We start from the raw sequence: 21,224 nt of genomic DNA on the forward strand, positions 1-21,224 counted from the left end.
GGGTCGGCGTCCAGCGCCACGGACAGTGGGTTGGGCGCGCGCCTTTGTGTCCCCGGCGAAAGGTTCCCCCATCGTGCGTGTCCCGTCGCTGACGCTGGCCGCGGCCGGCGCCGCCCTGCTCGCCCCGGCGCTGCCCGCCCCGGCCACCGCCGTCCCGCCCGCCGGGCGGCCCGCGGCCCGCGGCGAGGGCGCGGCCCCCGGTGCGGCCGCGTTTCCCGGGCGGGACACGGGCCGTGCGAGCCGTGCGACCCGCGGCGGCGGTGTGGTCCGCGACGACGTGGTGGTCCGCGACCGCGGCGCGGCCCCCGACGGGGGCGCGGCCCGTCACCGGAAGGCGACCCGCGACGAGGACGAGGTGACCGCCGCCCGCCTGCTGGCCCGGACCGACGCGTGCGCCCGGGTGTCCCGGGGCCGGTACCGCACCGACGCGGGCCGCCCCGCGACCGTCCCCGTCTGCGGCACCCGGGACGCCGTCTTCTGGAAGGCCGACCTGGACGTCGACTGCGACGGCCGGCCCACCGCCCGCTGCAACCGCCGCACCGACCCGGTGTTCGCCCCCGCCACCGCGGTCCTCGGGTCCGACGGCCGGCGGCTGAACGCCGAGACCCTGCCCTACATCGTCGTCCCGGCGCCCAGCCGCCGCTGGGACCACCGCAGGTCCGGCGTGCGCGGCGGCTCGGTCGCCGCCGTCGTCTACCGGGACCGGGTGCGCTACGCCGTCGTGGGCGACACCGGGCCGCGCGACCTCATCGGCGAGGCCTCCTACGCCACCGCGCGCGCCCTCGGCATCCGGCCCGACCCGCGCTCCGGCGGGGTGTCCTCCGGGGTGACCTACATCGTCTTCCGGGACTCCCGGATCAGCGCCGCGGAGGACCGCGCGGCGGCGGTGACGGAGGGGGAGCGGCTGGCCAGACGCTTCCTCGCCCGCCGCTGACGGGCCCGCACCGCACGGAGGCCGCCGCCCTCCCTGCCGGGCGGGCCCCGTCACACCCGCCGGCCGCCGTCGCACGCGCGCAGGCCCTCGTCGCCCTCGTCGCACCCGCCGGCTCCCGGCGGCCCTTCCGGTGGCCCTTCCGGCGGCCGTCACCACCGTCCGGTTGCCGCGTCCCCCACGATGCCGTCACCTCTCCCGGCGGCGGTCACACCGTTCGACCCGTCACCTCTCCCGATGGCGGTCACACCTTGCGATAGTCGTAGGCCTCCTCCGCCGCGGCCTCCACCGCGTCGAGGTCGGCGCCCGCGGCGGCGGTGACCACCGCGGCCACCGCGCCCTCGACGAACGGCGCGTCCACCAGGCGGGTGCCGTCCGGCAGTTCGTCGCCCTCGGCGAGCAGCGCCTTCACCGTGAGCACCGCGCTGCCCAGGTCGGTCAGCACCGCCACGCCGGCCCCCCGGTCCACCGAGGCCGCCGCGGCGGAGATCAGCGCGGCGCTGGTGCCGAGCCCGCCGCCCTCGGTGCCGCCCGCCGCCGCCACCGGCACTCCGGACGCCCCGCCCGCCAGGCCCTTCGCCAGCTCGGCGACGGACGCGGCCACCTGGGCGCTGTGCGACACCAGCACGATCCCGACCGGATTGCCCTCACTCACCGTCTGCCTCCGCCGTCTCGGCCAGCGCGGCGATCAGCAGCGCCGACGAGGTCGCCCCCGGGTCCTGGTGGCCGATGCTGCGCTCGCCCAGGTAACTCGCCCGGCCCTTGCGGGCCCGCAACGGTATGGTGGCCGCCGCGCCCTCCTCCGCGGCGGCCCGCGCGGCGGCGAACCCCGTCCCGAGCGCGTCCACGGCCGGCACCAGGGCGTCGATCATGGTCTTGTCGCCGGGCGCCGCCCCGCCGAGCGCCCGCACCCCCTCCACGCCCGCCCGCAGCGCCTCCGCCAGCTGGGCCTCGCCGACCTCGGCGGCGTCGCCGAGCGCCTTGCCGGTCCGGCGCAGCAGGGTGCCGTACAGCGGACCGGACGCACCCCCGACCGTCGAGATCAACTGCCCCCCGGCGAGTATCAGGACGCCGCCCGGGGTGTCCGGCGTCTCCTTCTCCAGGGCCGTCGCCACGGCCGTGAACCCGCGTTGCAGATTGCTGCCGTGGTCGGCGTCCCCGATGGCGGAGTCGAGGGCGGTGAGCCGCTCGGCCTCCCGGCCGACGGACGCGGCCACCGTCGTCATCCAACGGCGGAAGAAATCGGCGTCGAGCACTGTGACTCCTTGGGTGGCAGGGCCGTTGGCCATGCGGCCGGGTCGGTGGTGCGGGCGCACCACGCTCTCACATGCCCCAGCGCAGGGCCGGGGTCTTCACCGGTGCGTCCCACAACCGCAGCAGTTCCTCGTCCACCTGACACAGCGTCACCGAGGCGCCCGCCATGTCCAGCGAGGTGACGTAGTTGCCGACGAGGGTGCGGGCCACGGCGACGCCGCGCTCGCGCAGCACCCGCTGCACCTCGGCGTTGAATCCGTACAGCTCCAGCAGCGGGGTCGCGCCCATGCCGTTGACCAGCACCAGGACGGGGCCGCGCGGCGGCAGGTCCGTCAGGACGGCGTCGACCGCGAAGTCGGCGATCTCCCCGGAGGTCATCATCGGCCGCCGTTCCCGGCCCGGCTCGCCGTGGATGCCGATGCCCAACTCCAGCTCGCCGTCCGGCAGATCGAAGGTGGGGCTGCCCTTCGCCGGGGTCGTACAGGCGCTGAGGGCCACGCCGAAGCTGCGGGAGTTGTCGTTGACCCGGCGGCCGATGGACTCCACGCGCTCCAGCGGCTGCCCCTCGGCCGCGGCGGCGCCCGCTATCTTCTCCACGAACAGGGTCGCGCCCGTGCCCCGCCGGCCGGCCGTGTAGAGGCTGTCGGTGACCGCCACGTCGTCGTTGACGAGCACCTTGGCCACCTGGATGCCCTCGTCCTCGGCCAGTTCGGCCGCCATGTCGAAGTTCAGCACGTCACCGGTGTAGTTCTTCACGACGAACAGGACGCCCGCGCCGCTGTCCACGGCCGCGGCGGCGCGTGCCATCTGGTCCGGCACCGGCGACGTGAAGACCTCTCCGGGGCAGGCGGCGGAGAGCATCCCCGGGCCGACGAAGCCGCCGTGCAGCGGCTCGTGCCCGGAGCCGCCGCCCGACACCAGGGCGACCTGCCCGGCCACGGGGGCGTCCCGGCGGACGATCACCCGCTTCTCCACGTCCACGTTCAGATCGGGGTGCGCGGCGGCCAGACCTCGCAGCGCGTCCGCCACGACCGTTTCCGGTACGTTGATGAGCATCCTCATGGGTGTCTCCTCGCGAGCTCTCGTGGTCGTGCGGTGGCGAGGCCACTCGCCTGTCCTGCCTGTTGGAAGTATCGGCCTTGCGGTGGTGCAGGTCACGTGCGGCCGCGCGGCCTCACGGCGCGTGGCGGACCGTTCACCGAAGGTGCGCGCCGCGACGCGTGCGGCACCGCGGCTTTCCCGCGTGCGGCGTGCTGGGGCGGCCGGTGCCGGCCGACCATGCGAATTCAGCCAAGATTCAGCGGTTCAGGTCAACTCCGTTGCGTCCCCGTAGTGTTCAGGCGTCAACTTCTTTGTCATGTACCTGCGGCCCAGGGCGGGTCGCAGCCTCATGGAGGTGTGGGATGCACCGAAGACTGTCCGTCGGCCTGTCCGCCTCGGCCCTCGCCGTGATCACCACCATCGGCGGTGCCACCGCCGCCGACGCCGCTCCCGCCGACAAGTCCCAGGTCCTCGCGAGCTGGACCCAGACCAGCGCGTCGAGCTACAACCTCTGGGTGGCCGCCCGGGCCAACCAGGCCGCGTGGTCCGCGTACGGGTTCGACTGGTCGACCGACTACTGTTCCTCCTCGCCGGACAACCCCTTCGGCTTCCCCTTCGCCACGTCCTGCGCCCGCCATGACTTCGGCTACCGCAACTACAAGGCCGCCGGCACCTTCAGCGCCAACAAGTCGCGGCTCGACAGCGCCCTTTACGAGGACCTCAAGCGCGTCTGCGTCAACTACTCCGGCGCCACGAAGACCGCGTGCGACAGCACGGCGTGGACCTACTACCAGGCGGTGAAGGCGCTCGGCTGACGCGCGCAGGAGGACGCCGGCGCCCCCAAGGACCGCGTGGACGGCCGCGTCCCCGGGGACCGGCGGCGAGGGGACGGCGACCCGCGCCCGGACGACCGCGCGGGGCCCGACCGCGCCGCCTGCCGCCCGGTGCGCCCCGCCTCGGCCCCGCCGGTCGCGCACGGCGGGGCCGTCTCCCGGCGGCGTGCCCGCCGCCGGGCCCGGGCGTACGCCACCGCTCCGGACGCGGCCCCGTCCCGTTCCCGTTCCCGTGCCTCGTGCGCCCGCCCCTCCCGCGCTCGCCGTTCCCCGGCCGGTCCCGCATCGGGCGGGCCTCGGCGGGGAACCCGGTGGCGCGGGGCCCGGAGCCGCCGACCGGCGGAGGAGGTGCCGTTGCCGTGGACGACTGGGAGAAGTGGGACATGCACGAGGGGATACGGCTGACACCGCGCGAGCGGATCACGCTGCTGCGGATCGAGGCGGGCCTGCGGCAGGACCGGCGGTTCGCGCGTCGTATGGGAGAGGCGGGGCACGGGACGTCGCTGCCGGTGGCGGTGGGGCTGCTGGCGGTCGCGTCGGTGTTCGTCGCCGTCATGGGCATCCGCACCTCGGACCCCGCGCTGCTGTGGTGCTTCGCGCTGCTGTGGCCGCTCACCCTCGCCCAGGCGTTCCGGCTGCTGTGCCGGGCGTCCCGCCCCCGTCCCCGCCGCCGCACCCGCGCCCGGGCCACCCCCCGGCCGTGAACGTCGCGGGGGGGGGGGGGGGGGGGGGGGGCCGGTGGGGGGGGGGGCTGGGGGGGGGGGGGGGGGGTTCTTGCTTTCCTCCTCCCCCCCCGAGAACAGAAACCCCCCCCCCCCCCCCCCCGCCCCCCCCCCCCCCCCCCCCCCCCCCCCCCCCCCGCTGCCGGGGAAACCCGCAGGTGCCCGTCAGCTCTCCTTGCCCCGCCCCGACAGCGCGTCCCGCAACCGGTCGACCAGGCCGGCTCCCGGGGCCAGCAGCTTGTTGGCCGGGGGAGTGTCCGGTGCCGACGGGTGCGGGCGGGTCGGCGCCGTCCGCTTCGCCCGGCGGACCTTGTCGCCCAGCTCCATCAGCGCGTCCGGGGGACAGGCCTGCTCCAGCCTCGCGAACAGGTTCTGTTCCTCGTCGGTCACATGTGACCGGATCTCGCTCATCAACCGCGCCATCAGCGTGTCGATGCGCGGATCGTCCGCCTGGCAGCCCTCCAGGTCCTTCATGATCCGCTCGGCCTCGGCGTGGTCCTCCAGCTCCTTGTCCGCCAGCGCGTCACCGCCCGCCAGGTGCTCGCGCACCGCCGGGTAGAGGTAGGCCTCCTCGGCGACCGAGTGCCGGACCAGCTCGATGGTGGCCTGGTCGCACAGTTCCTTGCGCTGCGGCGAGCCGGACGGCAACGCCTCGAAGCGGCCGAAGATCTCCTCGACCTCACGGTGGTCGGTGGTCAGCTCCTGGATGACGTTTCCGCCGTGCCCCATGGTCGTTACCTCCTGCGTGCGACGCGGCGGCCCGGGAGGGCCGGCCGTCGCCGTGCCGGGTGCCCCGGCCACCGCGCGTCACACGGAGTGCCACGGCCGTCAGCACACCGGGTCGCGGGCGGCCGCCGTCAGCGCGTCGAGTGGTGGGCGGCGGCCGTCCGGCCCGCCCCGGACAGTGCCCAGTGCCACCAGTGGTCCAGCGCCCCCGGGGTCAGCGCGTCCGCCGCCACCAGCGCCGGCCAGCCCACCGCGCGCGCCTGTGCGGTGACCTTGGCGCCGCCCGCCACCGGATCGACCGCGAGCGCCGGGGTGCCGGTGCGCAGCGCGAGCACCAGGCCGTGCAGCCGGGTGGTGACGACCACGTCGCAGCGGGCGACGAGGGCGCAGAACTGTTCGGCGGTGGCGCACAGCCGCCAGTCGTCCACGGCCAGCCGGGTCTCGGCCGGCACCCGCGCGCAGTCCTTCCCGGCCAGCCAGCCGGTGATCGCCCCGTTCACCGCCGCGTGCCGCCGGCGCGCCCCGTACTCGCCCTGCCCCGCGGAGAGCACCACCCCCACCACCGGCGGCAGCGGGCCGAGCGGGGCGTCGGCCGCGAGGTCCCGGCGGGCCGGCGCGGAGGTGCCGTCCCGAGCGACGATCGCGTGGAAGCCGGTGGCCGCGGGATGCGCCGGGTCGACCACCGAGACGCCGGCCGCCAGCCGTGTGCAGGAACCGAACCTGTCATGCAGGGCGGCGACTTGGGGACCGTGCACCGGGCCGCACACGAACAGCAGCGTGCCGTAGGCGTGGGGGTCGGCCGTCTCCAGGGACAGCGCTCCGGGCCGGAACCCCGGGCTCCACGCCGTGTCGTGCGGGATTCCGGCCCCGGTCAGCGCCGCCGACATGTGCCGCTGGGCGAGCACGTCCCCGGCCGTCGCCTCCCCGTCACGGAAGCTGAACCAGCCGGTGAGCAGCAGTCTGCCCCGGGGGCCGCCGGGCCTGCGCAGGGCGCGCAGCACGGCTGTGGGGACGTCGTCGCGCATGAGGGTCTCCCGCGGGGTGACCGAGCCGCCTGAGTCGCGCGAGTACCCGTGATTCCGGAGAATAAGAATCCAACGTGTGAACCCAACTGGCAGGGGAACCCAGCTGCCAGTGCCGTCCAGCAAGCGGCGGCCGACCAGGGCGGTCCCGGACGTCTTCCGGGGCCCGGGCCCTGTCCTCTTCCTCCCCGACGGGCCGGTGACGCCGAGCCGGTGACCCGGCGCGCTCCGAAGCCCCCGCTCACCTCCCCACAGCACGCGGCGGCGCGCTCCACAGCGCCGCTCGAGGGGCGCGGACGACGTGGACGAAGGACGACGAAGGAGTAGCCCCCATGACTGGTGACACACCCTTCTCCTGGCGGCGCGCCCTCGTGACCGGCGGCGCCGGCTTCCTCGGCTCCCACCTGTGCGAGCGGCTGCTGGATTCAGGCGTCGAAGTCGACTGCGCCGACAACCTGGTCTGCGGGCGGCGCGAGAACATCGCCCACCTCGAGGCCCGGCCCGGCTTCCGGTACGTGTGCTGCGACGTCTGTGCGGCCGACTGCGCCGCCCGCCTCCCGGGCCCCTACGACCTGGTCCTGCACTTCGCCTGTCCCGCCTCGCCCGCCGACTACCTGCGCCTGCCGCTGCAGACCCTGGAGGCCGGCAGCACCGGCACCCGCAACGCGCTGACGATCGCCGAGCGCGACGGCGCCCGTTTCCTGCTCGCCTCCACCTCCGAGGTGTACGGCGACCCCCAGGTGCACCCGCAGCACGAGGGCTACTGGGGCAACGTCAACCCGGTCGGGCCGCGCAGCGTGTACGACGAGGCCAAACGGTTCGGCGAGGCGCTGGTCACCGCGCACGCCGGCACCCGGGGCACCGACGCAGGGATCGTGCGGCTGTTCAACACCTACGGGCCGCGGATGCGCGCCGACGACGGGCGGGCCGTGCCCACCTTCATCCGCCAGGCCCTGGCCGGCGAACCGCTCACCGTGACCGGCGACGGCAGCCAGACCCGCTCGCTGGCTTACGTCGACGACACCGTGGACGGCATCCTGCGGGTCGCCGCGAGCAGGTCCCTGCGGCCGGTCAACATCGGCGGCAGCGACGAGATCACCGTCGCCGACCTGGCCCGCCGGGTGGTCGCCCTCACCGGCTCCCGCTCCCCGATCGCGTTCGTCGACCGGCCCGTGGACGACCCCGGCCGGCGCCGCCCCGACACCACCCTCGCGCGCGAACTGCTCGGCTGGTCGCCGCAGGTCCCCTGGGAGGAGGGCCTGAAGCAGACCATCGCCTACTTCGCCGCCCTGCCCCCGCAACCGGTGCCGCGCGAGCAGGACCCGGCCCCGCAGTCCTGACCCCCGTCCCCGGCCCTGGAGACAGCGCATGCACGTCCTCGGAATCAACGCACTCTTCCACGACCCCGCCGCCGCCCTGATCACCGACGGCCACGTCGTGGCGGCGGCGGAGGAGGAGCGGTTCTCCCGCCGCAAGCACGGCAAGCGGCCCCTCCCCTTCTCCGCCTGGGAGCTGCCCGAGCGGTCGGCCCGCTGGTGCCTGGAGCAGGCCGGCCTCACCCCCTCCGACCTGGACGCCGTCGCCTACTCCTACGACCCCGTCCTCGCCCGCCCCGCCGAGGAGATGGGCCTTCACGATCCCTGGGACCACCTGCGCCAGGAGTACGCCCGGCAGGCCCCCGGCTTCCTCGCCGAGGCGCTGCCCGGACTCGACCCGGCCAAGGTGCGGTTCGTCCCGCACCACGTGGCGCACGCCGCCTCCGCCGGACCCGTCTCCCCGTACCCCGACTGCGCCGTGCTCGTCCTGGACGGCCGCGGCGAGTGCGGCTCCCACCTGGCCGGCCGGTACACCAACCGCGAGCTGACCGTCCTCGCCACCCAGCAACTGCCCCACTCCCTCGGCCTGTTCTACGAGGACCTCACGCAGCACCTCGGATTCCTGCGCAGCAGCGACGAGTTCAAGGTCATGGCGCTCGCCTCCTACGGCACCCCCCGCTTCGCCGCCCGGCTGCGCGAGTACGTCCGCGCCGACGACCAGGGCGGCTTCCTCGCCCGCCCGGTGCCCTGGGCCGGCCTCGTCTCGCCCCGCCCGGCCGGCGGCGCCTGGCACCAGGACCACGCCGACCTCGCCGCCAGCGCCCAGCTCTGCCTGGAGGAGGTCGCGCTGGCGCTCGCCCGCCACCTGCGCGAACGCACCGGCGAGGACGCGCTCACCCTGGCCGGCGGCGTCGCCCTGAACTGCGTCGCCAACACCCGGCTGTGGCGGGAGAGCGGCTTCACCCACGTATGGGTGCAGCCCGCCGCGGGCGACGCCGGCACCGCGCTCGGCGCCGCCGCGCACATCGCCGGGCAGAAGGACGCCCTGGAGCCGATGGAGACGGCCGCCCTGGGCCGCGGCTGGAGCGACGCCGAGCTGCGGGCCTGGCTGGAACGGGCCGCCGTGCCGTACGAGGAGCCCGCCGACATCGCCGAGACCGCCGCCGAGGCACTGGCCGCCGACGGGATCGTGGCCTGGTTCCAGGGGCGCAGCGAGTACGGGCCGCGCGCGCTCGGACACCGCTCCCTGCTCGCCCACCCCGGCAGGCCGGCGAACCTGGAGCGGCTCAACGCGGTCAAGGGACGCGAGGAGTTCCGGCCCGTCGCGCCGATGGTGCTCGCCGAACGCGCCGCCGAGATCTTCGACGGGCCGCTGCCCAGCCCGCACATGCTGTTCGTGCACGACGTGGCCGCCGAGTGGAAGGCCCGCATCCCGGCCGTGGTGCACGTCGACGGCACCGCCCGCATCCAGACCGTCGACCGCGCCCGGGAACCCCTGGTGGCCCGGATGATCGACGGCTTCGAACGGCGCACCGGACTGCCGGTGGTGGTCAACACCAGCCTCAACACCGCCGGCCGGCCCATGGTGGACGACCCCCGGGACGCCCTGGAGTGCTTCGGCTCGGCCCCGGTGGACCTGCTGGTCCTCGGCCCGTTCGCGATCCGCCGGGGAAAGGCGTTCGCATGAGCGACGCGCCCGCCTACACCGTCGTCGTCCCCACGATCGGCCGGCCCTGCCTCGCCGAGTGCCTGCGCGCGCTCGCCGAGGGCGCCGTCGAGCACAGCCCGCACGAGGTGGTCGTCGTCGACGACCGGCCGGCGCCCGAGGGCGAGCTGCCCGTGGGGACCGCCGGACAGCTCCTGGACCGGGTACGCACCCTGCGCACCGGCGGCAAGGGCCCGGCCGCCGCCCGCAACGCCGGCTGGCGCACCGTCCGCACCCCCTGGACGGTCTTCCTGGACGACGACGTCCAGGTGCTGCCGGACTGGTCCCGGCGCCTCGCCGAGGACCTGCGCGCGGCCGGCCCCGACATCGGCGGCGTCCAGGGACGGCTGCACGTCCCGCTGCCCCCGGACCGCCGGCCCACCGACTGGGAACGCACCACCAAGGGCCTGGAGAACGCCGCCTGGGCCACCGCCGACATGGCCTACCGCACCGAGGCCCTCAAGCGGACCGGCGGCTTCGACGAACGCTTCCCGCGCGCCTTCCGCGAGGACGCCGACCTCGCCCTGCGCGTCGAGCGGGCCGGCTGGGGCCTCGCCCGGGGCACCCGCGTCACCCGGCACCCGGTCCGCCCCGCCCACTGGTGGGCGTCGCTGCCCGCCCAGCGCGGCAACGCCGACGACGCCCTGATGAACCGGCTGCACGGCCGCGACTGGTGGGACCGCGCCCAGGCGCCCCGCGGCCGGCTGCCCCGCCACCTGGTGGTCACCGGCGCGGCCTTCGCCGCCGCCGCGTGCGCGCTGGCCGGGCGGCGCCGCACCGCGACCGCCTGCGCGGCGCTGTGGACCCTCGGCACCGCCGAGTTCGCCCTCGCCCGCATCCTGCCCGGCCCGCGCGACGCCCGGGAGATCGCCGGGATGCTCGGCACCAGCGTGCTCATCCCCCCGCTCGCCGTGCGGCACTGGGTGCGCGGCCTCGTGCGGCACCGCAACGCCCGCCCGCTGGGAGGCGCCGGATGACGACCGTGTCCGCGATCCTGTTCGACCGCGACGGCACCCTCGTCGCGGACGTGCCGTACAACGGCGACCCGGAGCGGGTCCGGCTGCTGCCCGGCGCCCGGGAGGCCGTCGCGCTCGCCCGGTCCCACGGCCTGGCCACCGGCGTGGTCAGCAACCAGTCCGGCATCGGCCGCGGCCTGCTCACCGCCGGGCAGGTCCGGCGGGTCGACGAACGCGCCGACACGCTGCTGGGCGGGCTGGACCTGTGGCTGTTCTGCCCGCACACCCCCGAGGACGGCTGCCCCTGCCGCAAGCCCCGGCCCGGCCTGGTCCGCGCCGCCGCCCTCCGGCTGGGGGTCCCGCCCGCCGCCTGCCTGGTCGTCGGCGACATCGCCGCCGACGTGCTGGCCGCCCGCGCCGCCGGCGCCCGGGGCGTGCTCGTGCCCAACGCGGCCACCGCACCCGAGGAGACCCGGCGGTTCGCCGGGCACAGCGCCCCCGACCTGCTCACCGCCGTACGCGGCGCCCTCGGCGTCGCCGGGGGGAGGGCCCCGGCATGAGATCCCTCGTCGTCCGCCTCGACAGCTTCGGTGACGTGCTCCTCGCCGGGCCCGCCGTCCGCGCCGTCGCCGCCCACAGCACCCGTGTCACCCTGCTGTGCGGCCCGCGCGGCGCGGACGCCGCCCGGCTGCTGCCCGGCGTGGACGACGTCCTGGTCTGGGAGGCGCCCTGGGAGGGCTTCGACCCGCCCCCGGTCCGCCCGGCCGGCATCGACGCCCTCCTCGGACGGCTGCGCGCCGGCCGCCACGACAGCGCGCTCGTCCTCACCTCCTTCCACCAGAGCCCGCTGCCCACCGCCCTGCTGCTGCGCCTCGCCGGCATCGGCCGGATCGGCGCCGACAGCACCGACCACGCCGGCCGGCTGCTCGACGTGCGCCACCACCGGCGGCCCGGCCGGCACGAGGCCGAGGCCGCCCTCGACACCGCCGCCGCCATGGGCTTCACCCCGCCCCCGGGCGACGACGGGCGGCTGCGCGTCCTGCCGCCCCCGGACACCGGCCGCCTGACCGGCAACGGCCCGTACGTCGTCCTGCACCCCGGCGCCAGCGCGCCCGCCCGCGCCTGGAGCCCGCACCGCTGCGCCGAGGCGGTCACCCTGCTCGCCGACGCCGGGCACCGGGTCGTCGTCACCGGCGGCCCCGGCGAGCGGGACCTCACCCGGCGGGTCAGCGGCGACGCGGGCGTAGACCTCGGCGGCCGGACCTCCCCGCGCACCCTGGCCGGGGTGCTGCGCATGGCCGACGCCGTGATCAGCGCCAACACCGGACCCGCCCACCTCGCCGCCGCCGTCGGCACCCCGGTCGTCTCCCTGTTCGCGCCCGTCGTGCCGGCCGAACGCTGGGCGCCCTACGGCGTCCCCGTCATCCTGCTCGGCGACCAGTCGGCGCCGTGCGCGGACACCCGGGCCCTGACCTGCCCGGTGCCCGGCCACCCCTGCCTGGACGAGGTCACCGGCCAGGACGTGGTGCGCGCGGTGCACAAACTCATCCAGGAGCGGCCCTCATGAACATCCTCGTCTGGCATGTGCACGGATCCTGGCTCACCGCCTTCGTGCAGGGCCCGCACACCTACCTGGTCCCGGTCACCGAGGACCGCGGACCCGACGGCCTCGGCCGGGCGGTGACCTGGGACTGGCCCCCCTCCGTCCGGGAGGTGACCCCCGCCGCGCTGCGGGACGCCGACATCGACCTGATGGTGCTGCAACGCCCGCACGAGCCCGGCCTCGCCCGGCGCTGGACCGGCCGCCGGCCCGGCCTGGACGTCCCCGCCGTCTACGTCGAGCACAACAGCCCCGACACCTCACCCGAACGCCAACTCCACCCGCTCGCCGGGCAGTCGGCGATCCCCGTCGTGCACGTCACCCACTTCAACCGGCTGATGTGGGACAGCGGCCGGGCCCCCACCGAGGTCGTGGAACACGGCATCGTCGACCCCGGCCCGCTGTGGACCGGCACCGAGCGGCGCGCGGCCGTCGTCGTCAACGAGCCCGTCCGCAGGGGCCGCACCACCGGCACCGACCTGCTGCCCCGGTTCGCCCGCGCGGCCCCCCTGGACGTCTTCGGCATGCGCACCGCCGGCCTCGCCGGCCACCTCGGCCTGCCGCCCGGACGCTGCCGCACCCGGGACCTGCCGCAGCACGAGCTGCACCGGGAGATGGCCCGGTGCCGCCTGTACCTGCACCCCGTGCGCTGGACCTCGCTCGGCCTGTCCCTGCTGGAGGCCATGTTCCTCGGCATGCCCGTGGTCGCCCTCGACACCACCGAGGTCCGCGAGGCCGTGCCCGAGGGCGCCGGGGTGGTCTCCAACCGACTCGACGTGCTGGAGGACGCCGTACGGGCCTTCCTCGCCGACCCCGAGCACGCCCGCGCGACCGGAGCGGCGGCCCGGACCGCCGCCCGCGCCCGCTACGGAGAGCGGCGCTTCCTGGACGACTGGGAGCGCCTGATCAAGGAGGTCACCCGATGAGCCGCATTCCGCACCCGGCCGGGCGCGTCGCCATGGTCTCCGAGCACGCCAGCCCCCTGGCCGCGCTCGGCGGACCGGACGCGGGCGGCCAGAACGTGTACGTGGCGCAGGTCGCCCGGCAGCTCGCCAGGAAGGGGTACCGGGTCACGGTGTACACCCGGCGGGACTCGGCGGGCCTGCCGGACCGGGTCACCCTCATCGACGGCGTCCGGGTGGTGCACGTGCCCGCCGGGCCGCCCGCACCCGTCCCCAAGGACGAACTCCTGCCCCACATGGACGAGTTCGGGAACTTCCTGGCCCGGCAGTGGGCGCAGCACCCGCCCCAGGTGGTGCACGCGCACTTCTGGATGTCCGGCCTGGCCGCCCTGGCCGGCGCCCGCGACCTGGGCATCCCGGTCGTGCAGACCTACCACGCCCTGGGCACGGTCAAGAAGCGCTACCAGGGCACCGCCGACACCAGCCCCCCGCAGCGCCTCGCCGTCGAGGAGGCCATCGGCCACGAGTGCGCCCGGATCATCGCCACGTGCAGCGACGAGGTGGCCGAACTGAAGGCCATGGGCCTGCCCGAGGACCGGATCAGCGTCGTGCCCTGCGGCGTCGACCCCGAACAGTTCACCCCCCTCGCGCGCACCCGCCCGCCCGGCGCCCGCAAGCGGCTGCTGGCCGTCGGCCGGCTCGTGCCCCGCAAGGGCTTCGACCGCGCCATCCGCGCCCTGGCCGGCGTCCCCGACGCCGAACTCCTCATCGCCGGCGGCCCGGAGGCCGACCTGCTGCGCACCGACCCCGAGGCCGCCCGCTTGTACGGCATCGCCCGCGAGTACGGCGTCCTGGACCGCGTCACCCTGCTCGGCGGCGTCGGCCGGGCCCGCATGCCCCGGCTGATGTCCAGCGCCGACCTGGTGCTGTCCCTGCCGCGCTACGAACCCTTCGGCATCGTCCCGCTGGAGGCCATGGCCTGCGCCACACCCGTCGTCGCCACCGCCGTCGGCGGCCAGCTCGACACGGTCGTGGACGGCACCACCGGCCTGCTGGTCCCGGCCGACGACGACCACGACCTCGGCGCGGCCCTGCGCGCCCTGCTCGCCGACCCCGGCCGGCTCGCCCGGTACGGCACCGCCGGCCGCGCCCGGGTCCTCGCCCACTACACCTGGGACCGGGTGGCCGACGGCGTGGCCGGGGTGTACGGCGCCGTGTCCCCGATCCGCTCGCTCTCGGGAGTCGTCCGATGAAGACCGACACCGGCACCACGCACTGCGACGACCTCGCCAAGGCCCTGGAGGCGTTCCGCGACCACGCCCCCCTCCTGGAGCGCTGGGGCACCGAACTCGCCCGGCGGCTCGGCTCCGGAGCCCGGCTGCTCGTCGCCGGCAACGGCGGCAGCGCCGCCCAGGCCCAGCACCTCACCGCCGAGATCGTCGGCCGCTACCGCGAGGACCGCCCGCCGTTCTCCGCCCTCGCCCTGCACGCCGACACCTCCTCCACCACCGCGATCGCCAACGACTACGGCGTCCAGGAGGTGTTCGCCCGCCAGACCGCCGCCCACGGCCGCCCCGGCGACGTGCTCCTGCTGCTGTCCACCAGCGGCGCCAGCGCCAACCTGCTGTCCGCCGCCGACCGCGCGCACCGGCTCGGCATGACCGTGTGGGCGCTGACCGGACGGTCCCCCAACCCGCTGCGACTCGGCGCGGACGACGCCCTGTGCGTCGACGCCCCGTGCACCGCCACCGTCCAGGAACTCCACCTGGTCGCGGTGCACATGCTCTGCGAGACCTTCGACCGGGCGGTCGAGCGCGCGCAGACCGGGCGCGCGGACACGGGCGCCGACGGCAAACCGGACGCCGACGCCAGACCGGGGGTCGTGGGACGGCTCGTCGGCCGGGCCCGCACCGTCGGCCGGACCCCGCCCGGCGCGCCCGTCGCCCCGCGGGAGGGGCAGGCATGAGCGACCCGCGCACCCCCCTGGTCGTCGTCGGCGACGCCCTGCTCGACCACGACCTGTGCGGCCGGGCCGAACGGCTGGCCCCGGACGCCCCGGTGCCCGTCGTGCACGGCACCCGGCGCAGCTCCCGTCCCGGCGGCGCGGCCCTCGCCGCCTGCCTCGCGGCGGCCGACGGCCGCCCCGTCACGCTGGTCACCGCGCTCGGCACCGACCCCGCCAGCGACACCCTGCGCGAACTGCTGAGGGGCCGGGTCCGCCTGGTCGAGGTGCCCCTGGACGGCACCCTCGCCAGCAAGACCCGCGTCCTGGCCGGGGACCGGCCGCTGCTGCGCCTGGACGACGGCGAGGGCCGCGCCCGGGAGGCCACCGGGCAGGCGGTGACGGCGGTCGCGGAGGCCGGGGGAGTCCTCGTCGCCGACTACGGCCGCGGCACCGCCGACGTCCTGCGGGACGCGCTCGCCCACACCGCGGCCCCCCTCGTCTGGGACCCCCACGTGCGCGGCCGGCCCCCCGTGCCCGGCGTCCGCCTCGCCACCCCCTCCGCCCAGGAGGCCCGCGCCTTCGCCCGGCGGGCCGCCGGGGACGACGAGGCGGCGGCCGGCGAGACGGCGGGGCTGCGCACCGCGGCCGGGGACGCCCGCGCCCTGGTCCGGGCCTGGCGGGCCCAGGCCGTCGCGGTGACCCTCGGCGAACGCGGCGCCCTGCTCTCCCACGGCGAGACCCCGCTGCTGGTGCCGACCCCGGCCGCCGCCACCGGCGACCCCTGCGGCGCCGGCGACCGGTTCGCCGCCGCCGCGGCCGGCCTGCTCGCCGACGGCGCCCTCACCGAGGCCGCCGTCCAGGCGGCCGTCCACGCCGCCACCCGCTACGTCGCCGAGGGCGGCGCCCGCGCCCTCGCCACCCCGGACCGCGCGGAGGAGGACACGCGGCGGGCCCCGGCCGACGGCGACACCACCGCCGACGCCGTGCGCACCGCCGCCCGCGTCCGCGCCGCGGGCGGCACCGTCGTCGCCGCGGGCGGCTGCTTCGACCTGCTGCACGCCGGGCACGTCGCCCTGCTCCAGGCCGCCCGCCGGGCCGGCGACTGCCTGATCGTCTGCCTCAACTCCGACGACTCCGTCCGCCGCCGCAAGGGCGGCGGCCGCCCCCTCGTGCCGGCCGCCGACCGGGTACGGGTGCTGCGCGCCCTGGAGTGCGTGGACGCCGTCGCCGTCTTCGACGAGGACACCCCCGAACGCATCCTCGGCGAACTGCGCCCGCACATCTGGGCCAAGGGCGGCGACTACGCGCGGACCCGGCTGCCCGAACAGCCCCTGGTGGAGAGCTGGGGCGGGCAGGTCCTGCTGCTGCCCTACCTCGACGGCCGCTCCACCACCGTCCTCGCCCGCCGGGCGGCCCTGGCCCCCGCGACGGGAGAGGGCACATGACACCCGCACCACGGGCCCACGACCGCCCCGCACGCCCCGCGACCCCACGGCGGCCGGACCGCTCCCGGGCCACCCGGCGCATGCGGTCCCGGCTTCCCGGTTATCCGGACGTGTACGAGCCGGCCCGGTCCCCGCCGCCCGGCCCGGCCCCGCCCCGACATCCCCACGCACCCCGGAGGACCCACCCGGTGACCACTGAGCAGACCCCGCGTGTCCTGGTCCTGCGTGCGCTGGGACTGGGCGACCTGCTGGCCGGCGTGCCCGCGTTGCGCGGGATCCGGCGGGCCTTCCCCGGGCACCAGGTCGTCCTCGCCCAGCCACCGGGCCTCACCGAACTCGCCCTGGCCACCGGGGCGGTCGACACCGTGTTCCCGGCCGAGGCGCCGGGCCGCGCGGTGCCCGACCTCGGCCACTGGCCGGGACCGCCCCCCGAGGTGGCCGTGGACCTGCACGGCAGCGGACCCGAGAGCCGCGACGCCCTGGCCGCCCTGCGCCCGCGCCGGCTGCTCGCCCACGCCTGCCCGGACGGCCCGCCCTGGCCCGCCCACGTCAACGAACGCGACCGCTGGTGCGCCTTCCTGCGCGGCTACGGCATCCCCGCCGACCCCCGCGACCTGCGGCTGCCCCGGCCCACCACCCCCTCCCCGGCCCCCGGCGCGGTCGTCGTGCACCCCGGCGCGGCCTCCGGCTCCCGCCGCTGGCCGCCGGAGCGCTTCGCCGCCGTCGTACGGTGCCTGCGCGCCGCCGGCCACCGCGTGGTCCTCACCGGCGGCCCGGGCGAGGAGTCCCTGGTCCGCGAGGTCGCCGAACGCAGCGGCCGGCCCGGCACCGACGTGCTCACCGGCGGCCTGCCGCCCGCCCGGCTGTCCGCCCTCGTCGCCGGGGCGTCCCTGCTGCTCAGCGGCGACACCGGCCTCGCCCACCTCGCGGTCGCCCACGGCACCCGCTCCGTCACCCTGTTCGGCCCCGTCTCCCCCCGCCTGTGGGGGCCGCCCCCGGGCCCGGACCACCTCGCCCTGTGGAAACCCGGCCCGCCCGGCGACCCGCACGGCCACGCCCCCGACGCCCGCCTGCTGCGCATCGGCACCGGCGAGGTCGCCGCGGCCTGCCTGACCCTCCTGCGGGACGCCCGCGGCCGGCGCCGGCCCACCGGACCGGAGGTCGCGCATGTCCACTGAACACGCCCCCGCCCGCCCCCGGCCGCCCACCGCCCCCGGCGACCCGCGGGTCACCGTCGCCGTCATCACCCGCGACCGCGCCGCCAGCCTGCTGCGCACCCTCGACGCCCTGGCCGCGCTGCCCGAACGGCCGCCCGTCGTGGTCGTCGACAACTCCCGTGACGACACCACCCGCCGGGCCGTCGCCGGCCACCCGGCCATCACCCGCCTGCTGCGCCCGGCCGGCAACACCGGCGCCCTCGGCCGCAACCTGGCCGCACGCCACGCCCGCACCCCCTACGTCGCCTTCAGCGACGACGACTCCTGGTGGGAGCCCGGCAGCCTGGCCCGCGCCGCCGACCTCCTCGACCGCCACCCGCGGCTCGGCCTGCTCGCCGCCCGCACCCTCGTCGGCGACGAGGCCGCCGAGGACCCCCTCAACGCCGTTCTCGCCGCCTCCCCCCTGCCGGCCGAACCGGACCTGCCCGGCCGCCCGGTGCTCGGCTTCCTCGGCTGCGCCTGCGTCGTCCGCAAGGCGGCCTTCCTCGGCGTCGGCGGCTACCACCCGCTGCTCTTCTTCGGCGGCGAGGAGACCCTGCTCGCCTACGACCTGGCCGCCGCCGGCTGGGGCGTCGCCTACGAACCCGCCCTGCGCGCCCGCCACCACCCCGGCGGCCACACCCGCGCCGGCCGCTCCGCCCTCGTCCGCCGCAACCACGTCCTCACCGCCTGCCTGCGCCGCCCCTGGCCCGTCGCCCTGCGCGCCGGCACCGGTCTCGCGCTGGCCGCCGCGACCGGCCGGCCCGGCGCCCCCCGCGCCCTGAAGGAGGCCGTCGCCCGGTTCCCGGCCGCGCTCGCCCGCCGCCGCCCCCTGCCCCCGCACGTCGAGCACGCCGCCCGCCTGCTCGACCGGGAAGCGGCCGGGCCTTCCGGGGAAGGCGGCGCGCCATGACCGCCCGGACCGGCCCCGACGACCGCACGACCGTCGTCGTGATCACCCACAACCGCCGCGAGGAACTGCTGCGCACCCTCGGCCTGCTGCGCCGGCTGCCCGAACGGCCGCCCGTGATCGTCACCGACAACGCCTCCACCGACGGCACCGCCGAAGCGGTCGCCCGCGACTTCCCCGGGATGACCCTGCTGCGCCCCGGCCGCAACCTCGGCGCCATCGGCCGCAACCTGGCCGTCCAGCGCGTGCGCACGCCCTACGTCGCCTTCTGCGACGACGACACCTGGTGGGAGCCCGGCAGCCTGCGCCGGGCCGCCGACCTGCTGGACCCCCGGCCCCGGCTGGCCGCCGTCACCGCCCGGATCCTCGTCGAGCCCGGCGGCACCGAGGACCCGGTCGTACCCGAACTGCGCGACTCCCCGCTGACCGGCCCCGACTGGCTGCCCGGCCCCGCGCTCGGCTCCTTCCTCGCCGCCGCCACCGTGCTGCGCACCGAGGCGTTCCGGGCCGCCGGCGGCTTCCACCCCGGCCTGTGGCTCGGCGGCGAGGAGGAACTGCTCGCCTGCGACCTCCAGCGCCGCGGCTGGTGGCTCGCCTACGCCGGGGAACTCACCGTCCACCACCACGCCTCCACGCTGCGCGACAGCACGGCCCGGCGCGTCCTCGGCCTGCGCAACACCCTCTGGTTCACCTGGCTGCGCCGCCCGCTGCTGCCGGCGCTGCGCCGCACCGGCCACCTGATCCGCACCGTGCCCCGGGACGCCGCCTCCGCCCGCGCCTTCGCCCACGCCACCGCCGGGCTGCCGTGGGTGCTGCGCCAGCGCGACCCCGTACCGCCGGATCTGGAGCACCGGATCGCCGTGCTCGAACACGCCCGCCGGGACTCACCCGCACGGCGCTACGTCGGCTGACCGGCCCCGGGCCGCCTGCGGGCTCCCCTGGGCGCGCCGGGCGTGCGCGCCCCCGGCAGGCCGTGCGCGCGGATTCCACGGCGCCCGGCGCGGCCCGGGAGGCCCCGCGCCGGCCCCCCGGCGGCCTCGGCCGGCGGCCGTGCGGCACGCGTCCCCCGCCCGGCGCGGTGGATGGCGGCCCCGGTCGCCGGGGCCTACCGTGCGAAGTGATGCCGGGGCCGGGAAGAGGCCGGGCGAGACCTCTGCGACGTCCTGTCTGGGTGATGCGATGAAACCTTCCTCCGGCCGGCCGGCCGCGCCGGCCCCCCTCCTCATCGAGTCCTCCGTCGTCGAGGGGCTCCCCGCCGAGGGCGCCCTGCTGCTGCGCATGTCGGGCAGCCTGGACGCGCACGGCGCCGAGGTCTGGTCGGAGGAACTGCGCGGCCACCTGGAACAGGCCGACCGCGCCGGACTGCGCCCCGTCCTGGACATGGCCCACGTCCAGCTCGGCGGCGCCGCCGTGCTGCGCACGCTCAGCGAGACCACCCGGACCCGCACCGGCCGCCCGGACCTGATCATCGTCCGTGCCCGCCCCGGGGTGCGCGAGGCGGTGCACCTGGCCCGGCTGACCGGCGTACGGCTCTACGCCACCCTGGACGAGGCGCTGCGCGAGCTGGCCCGCGCCACCGCCCGGGTGGAGGAGCTGCCCGCCTGGCGGTCGCAGCTGGCCGACCCGGTCCGGCCCTCGTACGAGGACCTGCACCAGGAGGTCCGCGCGCTGCGCGCCCGGGTCCGCACCGCCCCGGTGATCGGCATGGCGCAGGGCGTGCTCATGGTCCGCTACGGCCTGCCGGACTCCGGCGCCGCCTTCCGGGCGCTGCGGGAGGCGTCGCAGCGGTTCAACGTGCCGCTGCGGGTCCTGGTGTCCGCCGTGGTGGTGGCCCGCGCCCCGAACGGCGAGGCGTGGTTCCCCGGCCGCCGCCCCCTGCCCGTGCCGCAGCTGCGGATCCTGGCCCGCGGCGGCCGGGACCCCCGCTACCGCCGGCAGATGATCGACGCCGTCCTGTACGAGGCGCTGGCCATCGGCCGCGCGTCCGCCGGACACGTACAGCTCGTGGACCCGGCGGTGAACGCCCTGGCGCTGGAGACCCACCACGGCTGCGCGGAACCGGTTCTCGACCACCTGGCGCGCGTCCGGGGCGACGGCACCGCCGACGCGGCGGCCCGCACCCGGGGCCGCCAGGTGAGCGTCCCCGACGTCGCGACGGACGCGCTGCTCTCCGAGGACTGCCGGTGCGCCCTGCTGGCCGGCGGCGCCCGGGCGCTGCACAGCGTCCCGGTGCTCTCCTCGGCCGGCTCCTGCACCGGCGTGATCGGCCTGCACTGGGCCGACGCCGGCCACCGGCCCACCGCCGCGCAGGCCGAGGCGCTCGCCCTGCTGGCCGCCGACACCTCGGCCTGGCTGAGCTGGTACCACCGCTCGGTCCTCCTGGACGCCCTGGAACACCTGCACCGGGCACTGACGCGCGGCACGCCGTGATCCGGGCCGCCGTGTGCGTCACCCGCGCGGCGCTGGGAACCCGGGGTCCGCACGCACCCGCACCATCCGGAGGGAGTCCGGCGCATGTCCAATCCGCAGCAGCCCGAACAGCGGCGCAGTGACAAGGGGGGCGGCACCCCGCAGGACAGCGGCGAGCTGAAGGCCCGCCAGCAGGCCGAGCCCGGCGGCGCCCGCCCGCACGGCTCGGACAAGGGCGGCAAGGGCGGGGGAGAGGGCGGCGGGGTGCCTCCGGCGCAGCAGCCGGACCACCCCTGACCGCACCCCTTGCG

22 protein-coding genes are annotated in these 21,224 nt (G+C 77.2%); 17 read left to right on the top strand and 5 right to left on the bottom strand.

Annotation, left to right across the window (positions count from 1 at the left end; translation table 11 throughout):
* Positions 1-73 precede the first annotated feature (73 nt).
* Positions 74-934 (top strand): glycoside hydrolase family 75 protein, encoded by an 861-nt coding sequence (locus tag ACZ63H_RS14310; RefSeq protein ID WP_469864724.1) that lies wholly within the window; start codon positions 74-76, stop codon positions 932-934.
* 241 nt (positions 935-1,175) lie between these two features.
* Here the strand turns inward: ACZ63H_RS14310 and ACZ63H_RS14315 are convergent, their stop codons facing one another.
* The 3 genes from ACZ63H_RS14315 to dhaK all read right to left on the bottom strand — a co-directional run bounded on the left by ACZ63H_RS14315 (position 1,176) and on the right by dhaK (position 3,247).
* Positions 1,176-1,586: a PTS sugar transporter subunit IIA domain-containing protein gene (locus tag ACZ63H_RS14315; RefSeq protein ID WP_469864726.1), complete on the bottom strand. Its 411-nt coding sequence runs from the start codon at positions 1,584-1,586 to the stop codon at positions 1,176-1,178.
* Entirely contained in the window at positions 1,579-2,187 is a 609-nt protein-coding gene (gene dhaL / locus ACZ63H_RS14320; RefSeq protein WP_469864727.1) for a dihydroxyacetone kinase subunit DhaL, read from the bottom strand. The genes ACZ63H_RS14315 and dhaL overlap by 8 nt, the downstream gene beginning before the upstream one ends.
* A gap of 67 nt (positions 2,188-2,254) precedes the next feature.
* Positions 2,255-3,247, bottom strand: coding sequence for a dihydroxyacetone kinase subunit DhaK (gene dhaK / locus ACZ63H_RS14325; protein ID WP_469864728.1), 993 nt, complete (start codon positions 3,245-3,247; stop codon positions 2,255-2,257).
* 341 nt (positions 3,248-3,588) lie between these two features.
* Between dhaK and ACZ63H_RS14330 the strand changes: the two genes are divergently transcribed.
* A complete protein-coding gene (locus ACZ63H_RS14330) occupies positions 3,589-4,041 on the top strand; it encodes a phospholipase (RefSeq protein WP_467935503.1) in 453 nt (150 codons plus the stop codon).
* 377 nt (positions 4,042-4,418) lie between these two features.
* Entirely contained in the window at positions 4,419-4,763 is a 345-nt protein-coding gene (locus tag ACZ63H_RS14335; RefSeq protein ID WP_469864730.1) for a DUF3040 domain-containing protein, read from the top strand.
* Positions 4,764-4,946: 183 nt separating this feature from the next.
* Here the strand turns inward: ACZ63H_RS14335 and ACZ63H_RS14340 are convergent, their stop codons facing one another.
* Positions 4,947-5,510, bottom strand: a complete 564-nt coding sequence (locus ACZ63H_RS14340) for a hemerythrin domain-containing protein (protein ID WP_469864732.1) — start codon at positions 5,508-5,510, stop codon at positions 4,947-4,949.
* Between the two features lie 128 nt (positions 5,511-5,638).
* Entirely contained in the window at positions 5,639-6,532 is an 894-nt protein-coding gene (locus ACZ63H_RS14345; protein WP_469864734.1) for a polysaccharide pyruvyl transferase family protein, read from the bottom strand.
* A 329-nt stretch (positions 6,533-6,861) separates the two neighbouring features.
* On the opposite strand from ACZ63H_RS14345, the gene ACZ63H_RS14350 reads away from it, so the two are divergent.
* From ACZ63H_RS14350 to ACZ63H_RS14415, 14 genes are all read left to right on the top strand, one after another.
* Positions 6,862-7,869 (top strand): NAD-dependent epimerase/dehydratase family protein, encoded by a 1,008-nt coding sequence (locus tag ACZ63H_RS14350; RefSeq protein ID WP_469864736.1) that lies wholly within the window; start codon positions 6,862-6,864, stop codon positions 7,867-7,869.
* A gap of 28 nt (positions 7,870-7,897) precedes the next feature.
* A complete protein-coding gene (locus ACZ63H_RS14355; RefSeq protein ID WP_469864738.1) occupies positions 7,898-9,532 on the top strand; it encodes a carbamoyltransferase family protein in 1,635 nt (544 codons plus the stop codon).
* Positions 9,529-10,527 carry a glycosyltransferase family 2 protein gene (locus ACZ63H_RS14360; protein ID WP_469864740.1) on the top strand — a complete coding sequence of 333 codons (999 nt, stop codon included), beginning with the start codon at positions 9,529-9,531 and terminating at the stop codon, positions 10,525-10,527. Before ACZ63H_RS14355 ends, ACZ63H_RS14360 begins: the two co-directional genes overlap by 4 nt.
* The gene (locus ACZ63H_RS14365; protein ID WP_469864742.1) at positions 10,524-11,066 is read left to right on the top strand and encodes a D-glycero-alpha-D-manno-heptose-1,7-bisphosphate 7-phosphatase; all 543 of its coding nucleotides are present in this window, start codon (positions 10,524-10,526) and stop codon (positions 11,064-11,066) included. Before ACZ63H_RS14360 ends, ACZ63H_RS14365 begins: the two co-directional genes overlap by 4 nt.
* Positions 11,063-12,073 carry a glycosyltransferase family 9 protein gene (locus ACZ63H_RS14370; protein WP_469864744.1) on the top strand — a complete coding sequence of 337 codons (1,011 nt, stop codon included), beginning with the start codon at positions 11,063-11,065 and terminating at the stop codon, positions 12,071-12,073. Before ACZ63H_RS14365 ends, ACZ63H_RS14370 begins: the two co-directional genes overlap by 4 nt.
* Positions 12,070-13,032, top strand: a complete 963-nt coding sequence (locus tag ACZ63H_RS14375; RefSeq protein WP_469864746.1) for a glycosyltransferase — start codon at positions 12,070-12,072, stop codon at positions 13,030-13,032. The genes ACZ63H_RS14370 and ACZ63H_RS14375 overlap by 4 nt, the downstream gene beginning before the upstream one ends.
* Positions 13,029-14,261, top strand: coding sequence for a glycosyltransferase (locus tag ACZ63H_RS14380; RefSeq protein ID WP_469864747.1), 1,233 nt, complete (start codon positions 13,029-13,031; stop codon positions 14,259-14,261). Before ACZ63H_RS14375 ends, ACZ63H_RS14380 begins: the two co-directional genes overlap by 4 nt.
* Positions 14,258-14,974, top strand: coding sequence for a D-sedoheptulose-7-phosphate isomerase (locus ACZ63H_RS14385; protein WP_469864749.1), 717 nt, complete (start codon positions 14,258-14,260; stop codon positions 14,972-14,974). The genes ACZ63H_RS14380 and ACZ63H_RS14385 overlap by 4 nt, the downstream gene beginning before the upstream one ends.
* A complete protein-coding gene (locus ACZ63H_RS14390) occupies positions 14,971-16,398 on the top strand; it encodes a PfkB family carbohydrate kinase (RefSeq protein WP_469864751.1) in 1,428 nt (475 codons plus the stop codon). Before ACZ63H_RS14385 ends, ACZ63H_RS14390 begins: the two co-directional genes overlap by 4 nt.
* A gap of 188 nt (positions 16,399-16,586) precedes the next feature.
* Complete coding sequence (locus tag ACZ63H_RS14395) at positions 16,587-17,576, top strand: glycosyltransferase family 9 protein (protein ID WP_469864753.1); 990 nt, start codon at positions 16,587-16,589, stop codon at positions 17,574-17,576.
* On the top strand, positions 17,566-18,507 hold the full coding sequence (locus ACZ63H_RS14400) for a glycosyltransferase family 2 protein (RefSeq protein WP_469864755.1): 942 nt from the start codon (positions 17,566-17,568) through the stop codon (positions 18,505-18,507). The genes ACZ63H_RS14395 and ACZ63H_RS14400 overlap by 11 nt, the downstream gene beginning before the upstream one ends.
* Positions 18,504-19,415, top strand: a complete 912-nt coding sequence (locus ACZ63H_RS14405; RefSeq protein WP_469864757.1) for a glycosyltransferase family 2 protein — start codon at positions 18,504-18,506, stop codon at positions 19,413-19,415. The genes ACZ63H_RS14400 and ACZ63H_RS14405 overlap by 4 nt, the downstream gene beginning before the upstream one ends.
* 268 nt (positions 19,416-19,683) lie before the next feature.
* On the top strand, positions 19,684-20,934 hold the full coding sequence (locus ACZ63H_RS14410; RefSeq protein ID WP_469864759.1) for an ANTAR domain-containing protein: 1,251 nt from the start codon (positions 19,684-19,686) through the stop codon (positions 20,932-20,934).
* A gap of 84 nt (positions 20,935-21,018) precedes the next feature.
* Positions 21,019-21,210: a hypothetical protein gene (locus tag ACZ63H_RS14415; protein WP_469864761.1), complete on the top strand. Its 192-nt coding sequence runs from the start codon at positions 21,019-21,021 to the stop codon at positions 21,208-21,210.
* The last annotated feature ends 14 nt before the right edge of the window (positions 21,211-21,224 follow it).

It is taken from the genome of Streptomyces sp. NPDC104831 (assembly GCF_055583025.1).

Bases quoted from the DNA above. Each gene is read 5' to 3' on its own strand.
- ACZ63H_RS14375 (WP_469864746.1), top strand. From the start codon at position 12,070: ATGAACATCCTCGTCTGGCATGTGCACGGATCCTGGCTCACCGCCTTC.
- ACZ63H_RS14390 (WP_469864751.1), top strand. From the start codon at position 14,971: ATGAGCGACCCGCGCACCCCCCTGGTCGTCGTCGGCGACGCCCTGCTC.
- ACZ63H_RS14365 (WP_469864742.1), top strand. From the start codon at position 10,524: ATGACGACCGTGTCCGCGATCCTGTTCGACCGCGACGGCACCCTCGTC.
- ACZ63H_RS14415 (WP_469864761.1), top strand. From the start codon at position 21,019: ATGTCCAATCCGCAGCAGCCCGAACAGCGGCGCAGTGACAAGGGGGGC.
- ACZ63H_RS14400 (WP_469864755.1), top strand. From the start codon at position 17,566: ATGTCCACTGAACACGCCCCCGCCCGCCCCCGGCCGCCCACCGCCCCC.
- ACZ63H_RS14405 (WP_469864757.1), top strand. From the start codon at position 18,504: ATGACCGCCCGGACCGGCCCCGACGACCGCACGACCGTCGTCGTGATC.
- ACZ63H_RS14345 (WP_469864734.1), bottom strand. From the start codon at position 6,532: ATGCGCGACGACGTCCCCACAGCCGTGCTGCGCGCCCTGCGCAGGCCC.
- ACZ63H_RS14380 (WP_469864747.1), top strand. From the start codon at position 13,029: ATGAGCCGCATTCCGCACCCGGCCGGGCGCGTCGCCATGGTCTCCGAG.
- ACZ63H_RS14410 (WP_469864759.1), top strand. From the start codon at position 19,684: ATGAAACCTTCCTCCGGCCGGCCGGCCGCGCCGGCCCCCCTCCTCATC.
- ACZ63H_RS14370 (WP_469864744.1), top strand. From the start codon at position 11,063: ATGAGATCCCTCGTCGTCCGCCTCGACAGCTTCGGTGACGTGCTCCTC.
- ACZ63H_RS14340 (WP_469864732.1), bottom strand. From the start codon at position 5,510: ATGGGGCACGGCGGAAACGTCATCCAGGAGCTGACCACCGACCACCGT.
- ACZ63H_RS14360 (WP_469864740.1), top strand. From the start codon at position 9,529: ATGAGCGACGCGCCCGCCTACACCGTCGTCGTCCCCACGATCGGCCGG.
- ACZ63H_RS14355 (WP_469864738.1), top strand. From the start codon at position 7,898: ATGCACGTCCTCGGAATCAACGCACTCTTCCACGACCCCGCCGCCGCC.
- dhaK (WP_469864728.1), bottom strand. From the start codon at position 3,247: ATGAGGATGCTCATCAACGTACCGGAAACGGTCGTGGCGGACGCGCTG.
- ACZ63H_RS14350 (WP_469864736.1), top strand. From the start codon at position 6,862: ATGACTGGTGACACACCCTTCTCCTGGCGGCGCGCCCTCGTGACCGGC.
- ACZ63H_RS14385 (WP_469864749.1), top strand. From the start codon at position 14,258: ATGAAGACCGACACCGGCACCACGCACTGCGACGACCTCGCCAAGGCC.
- ACZ63H_RS14330 (WP_467935503.1), top strand. From the start codon at position 3,589: ATGCACCGAAGACTGTCCGTCGGCCTGTCCGCCTCGGCCCTCGCCGTG.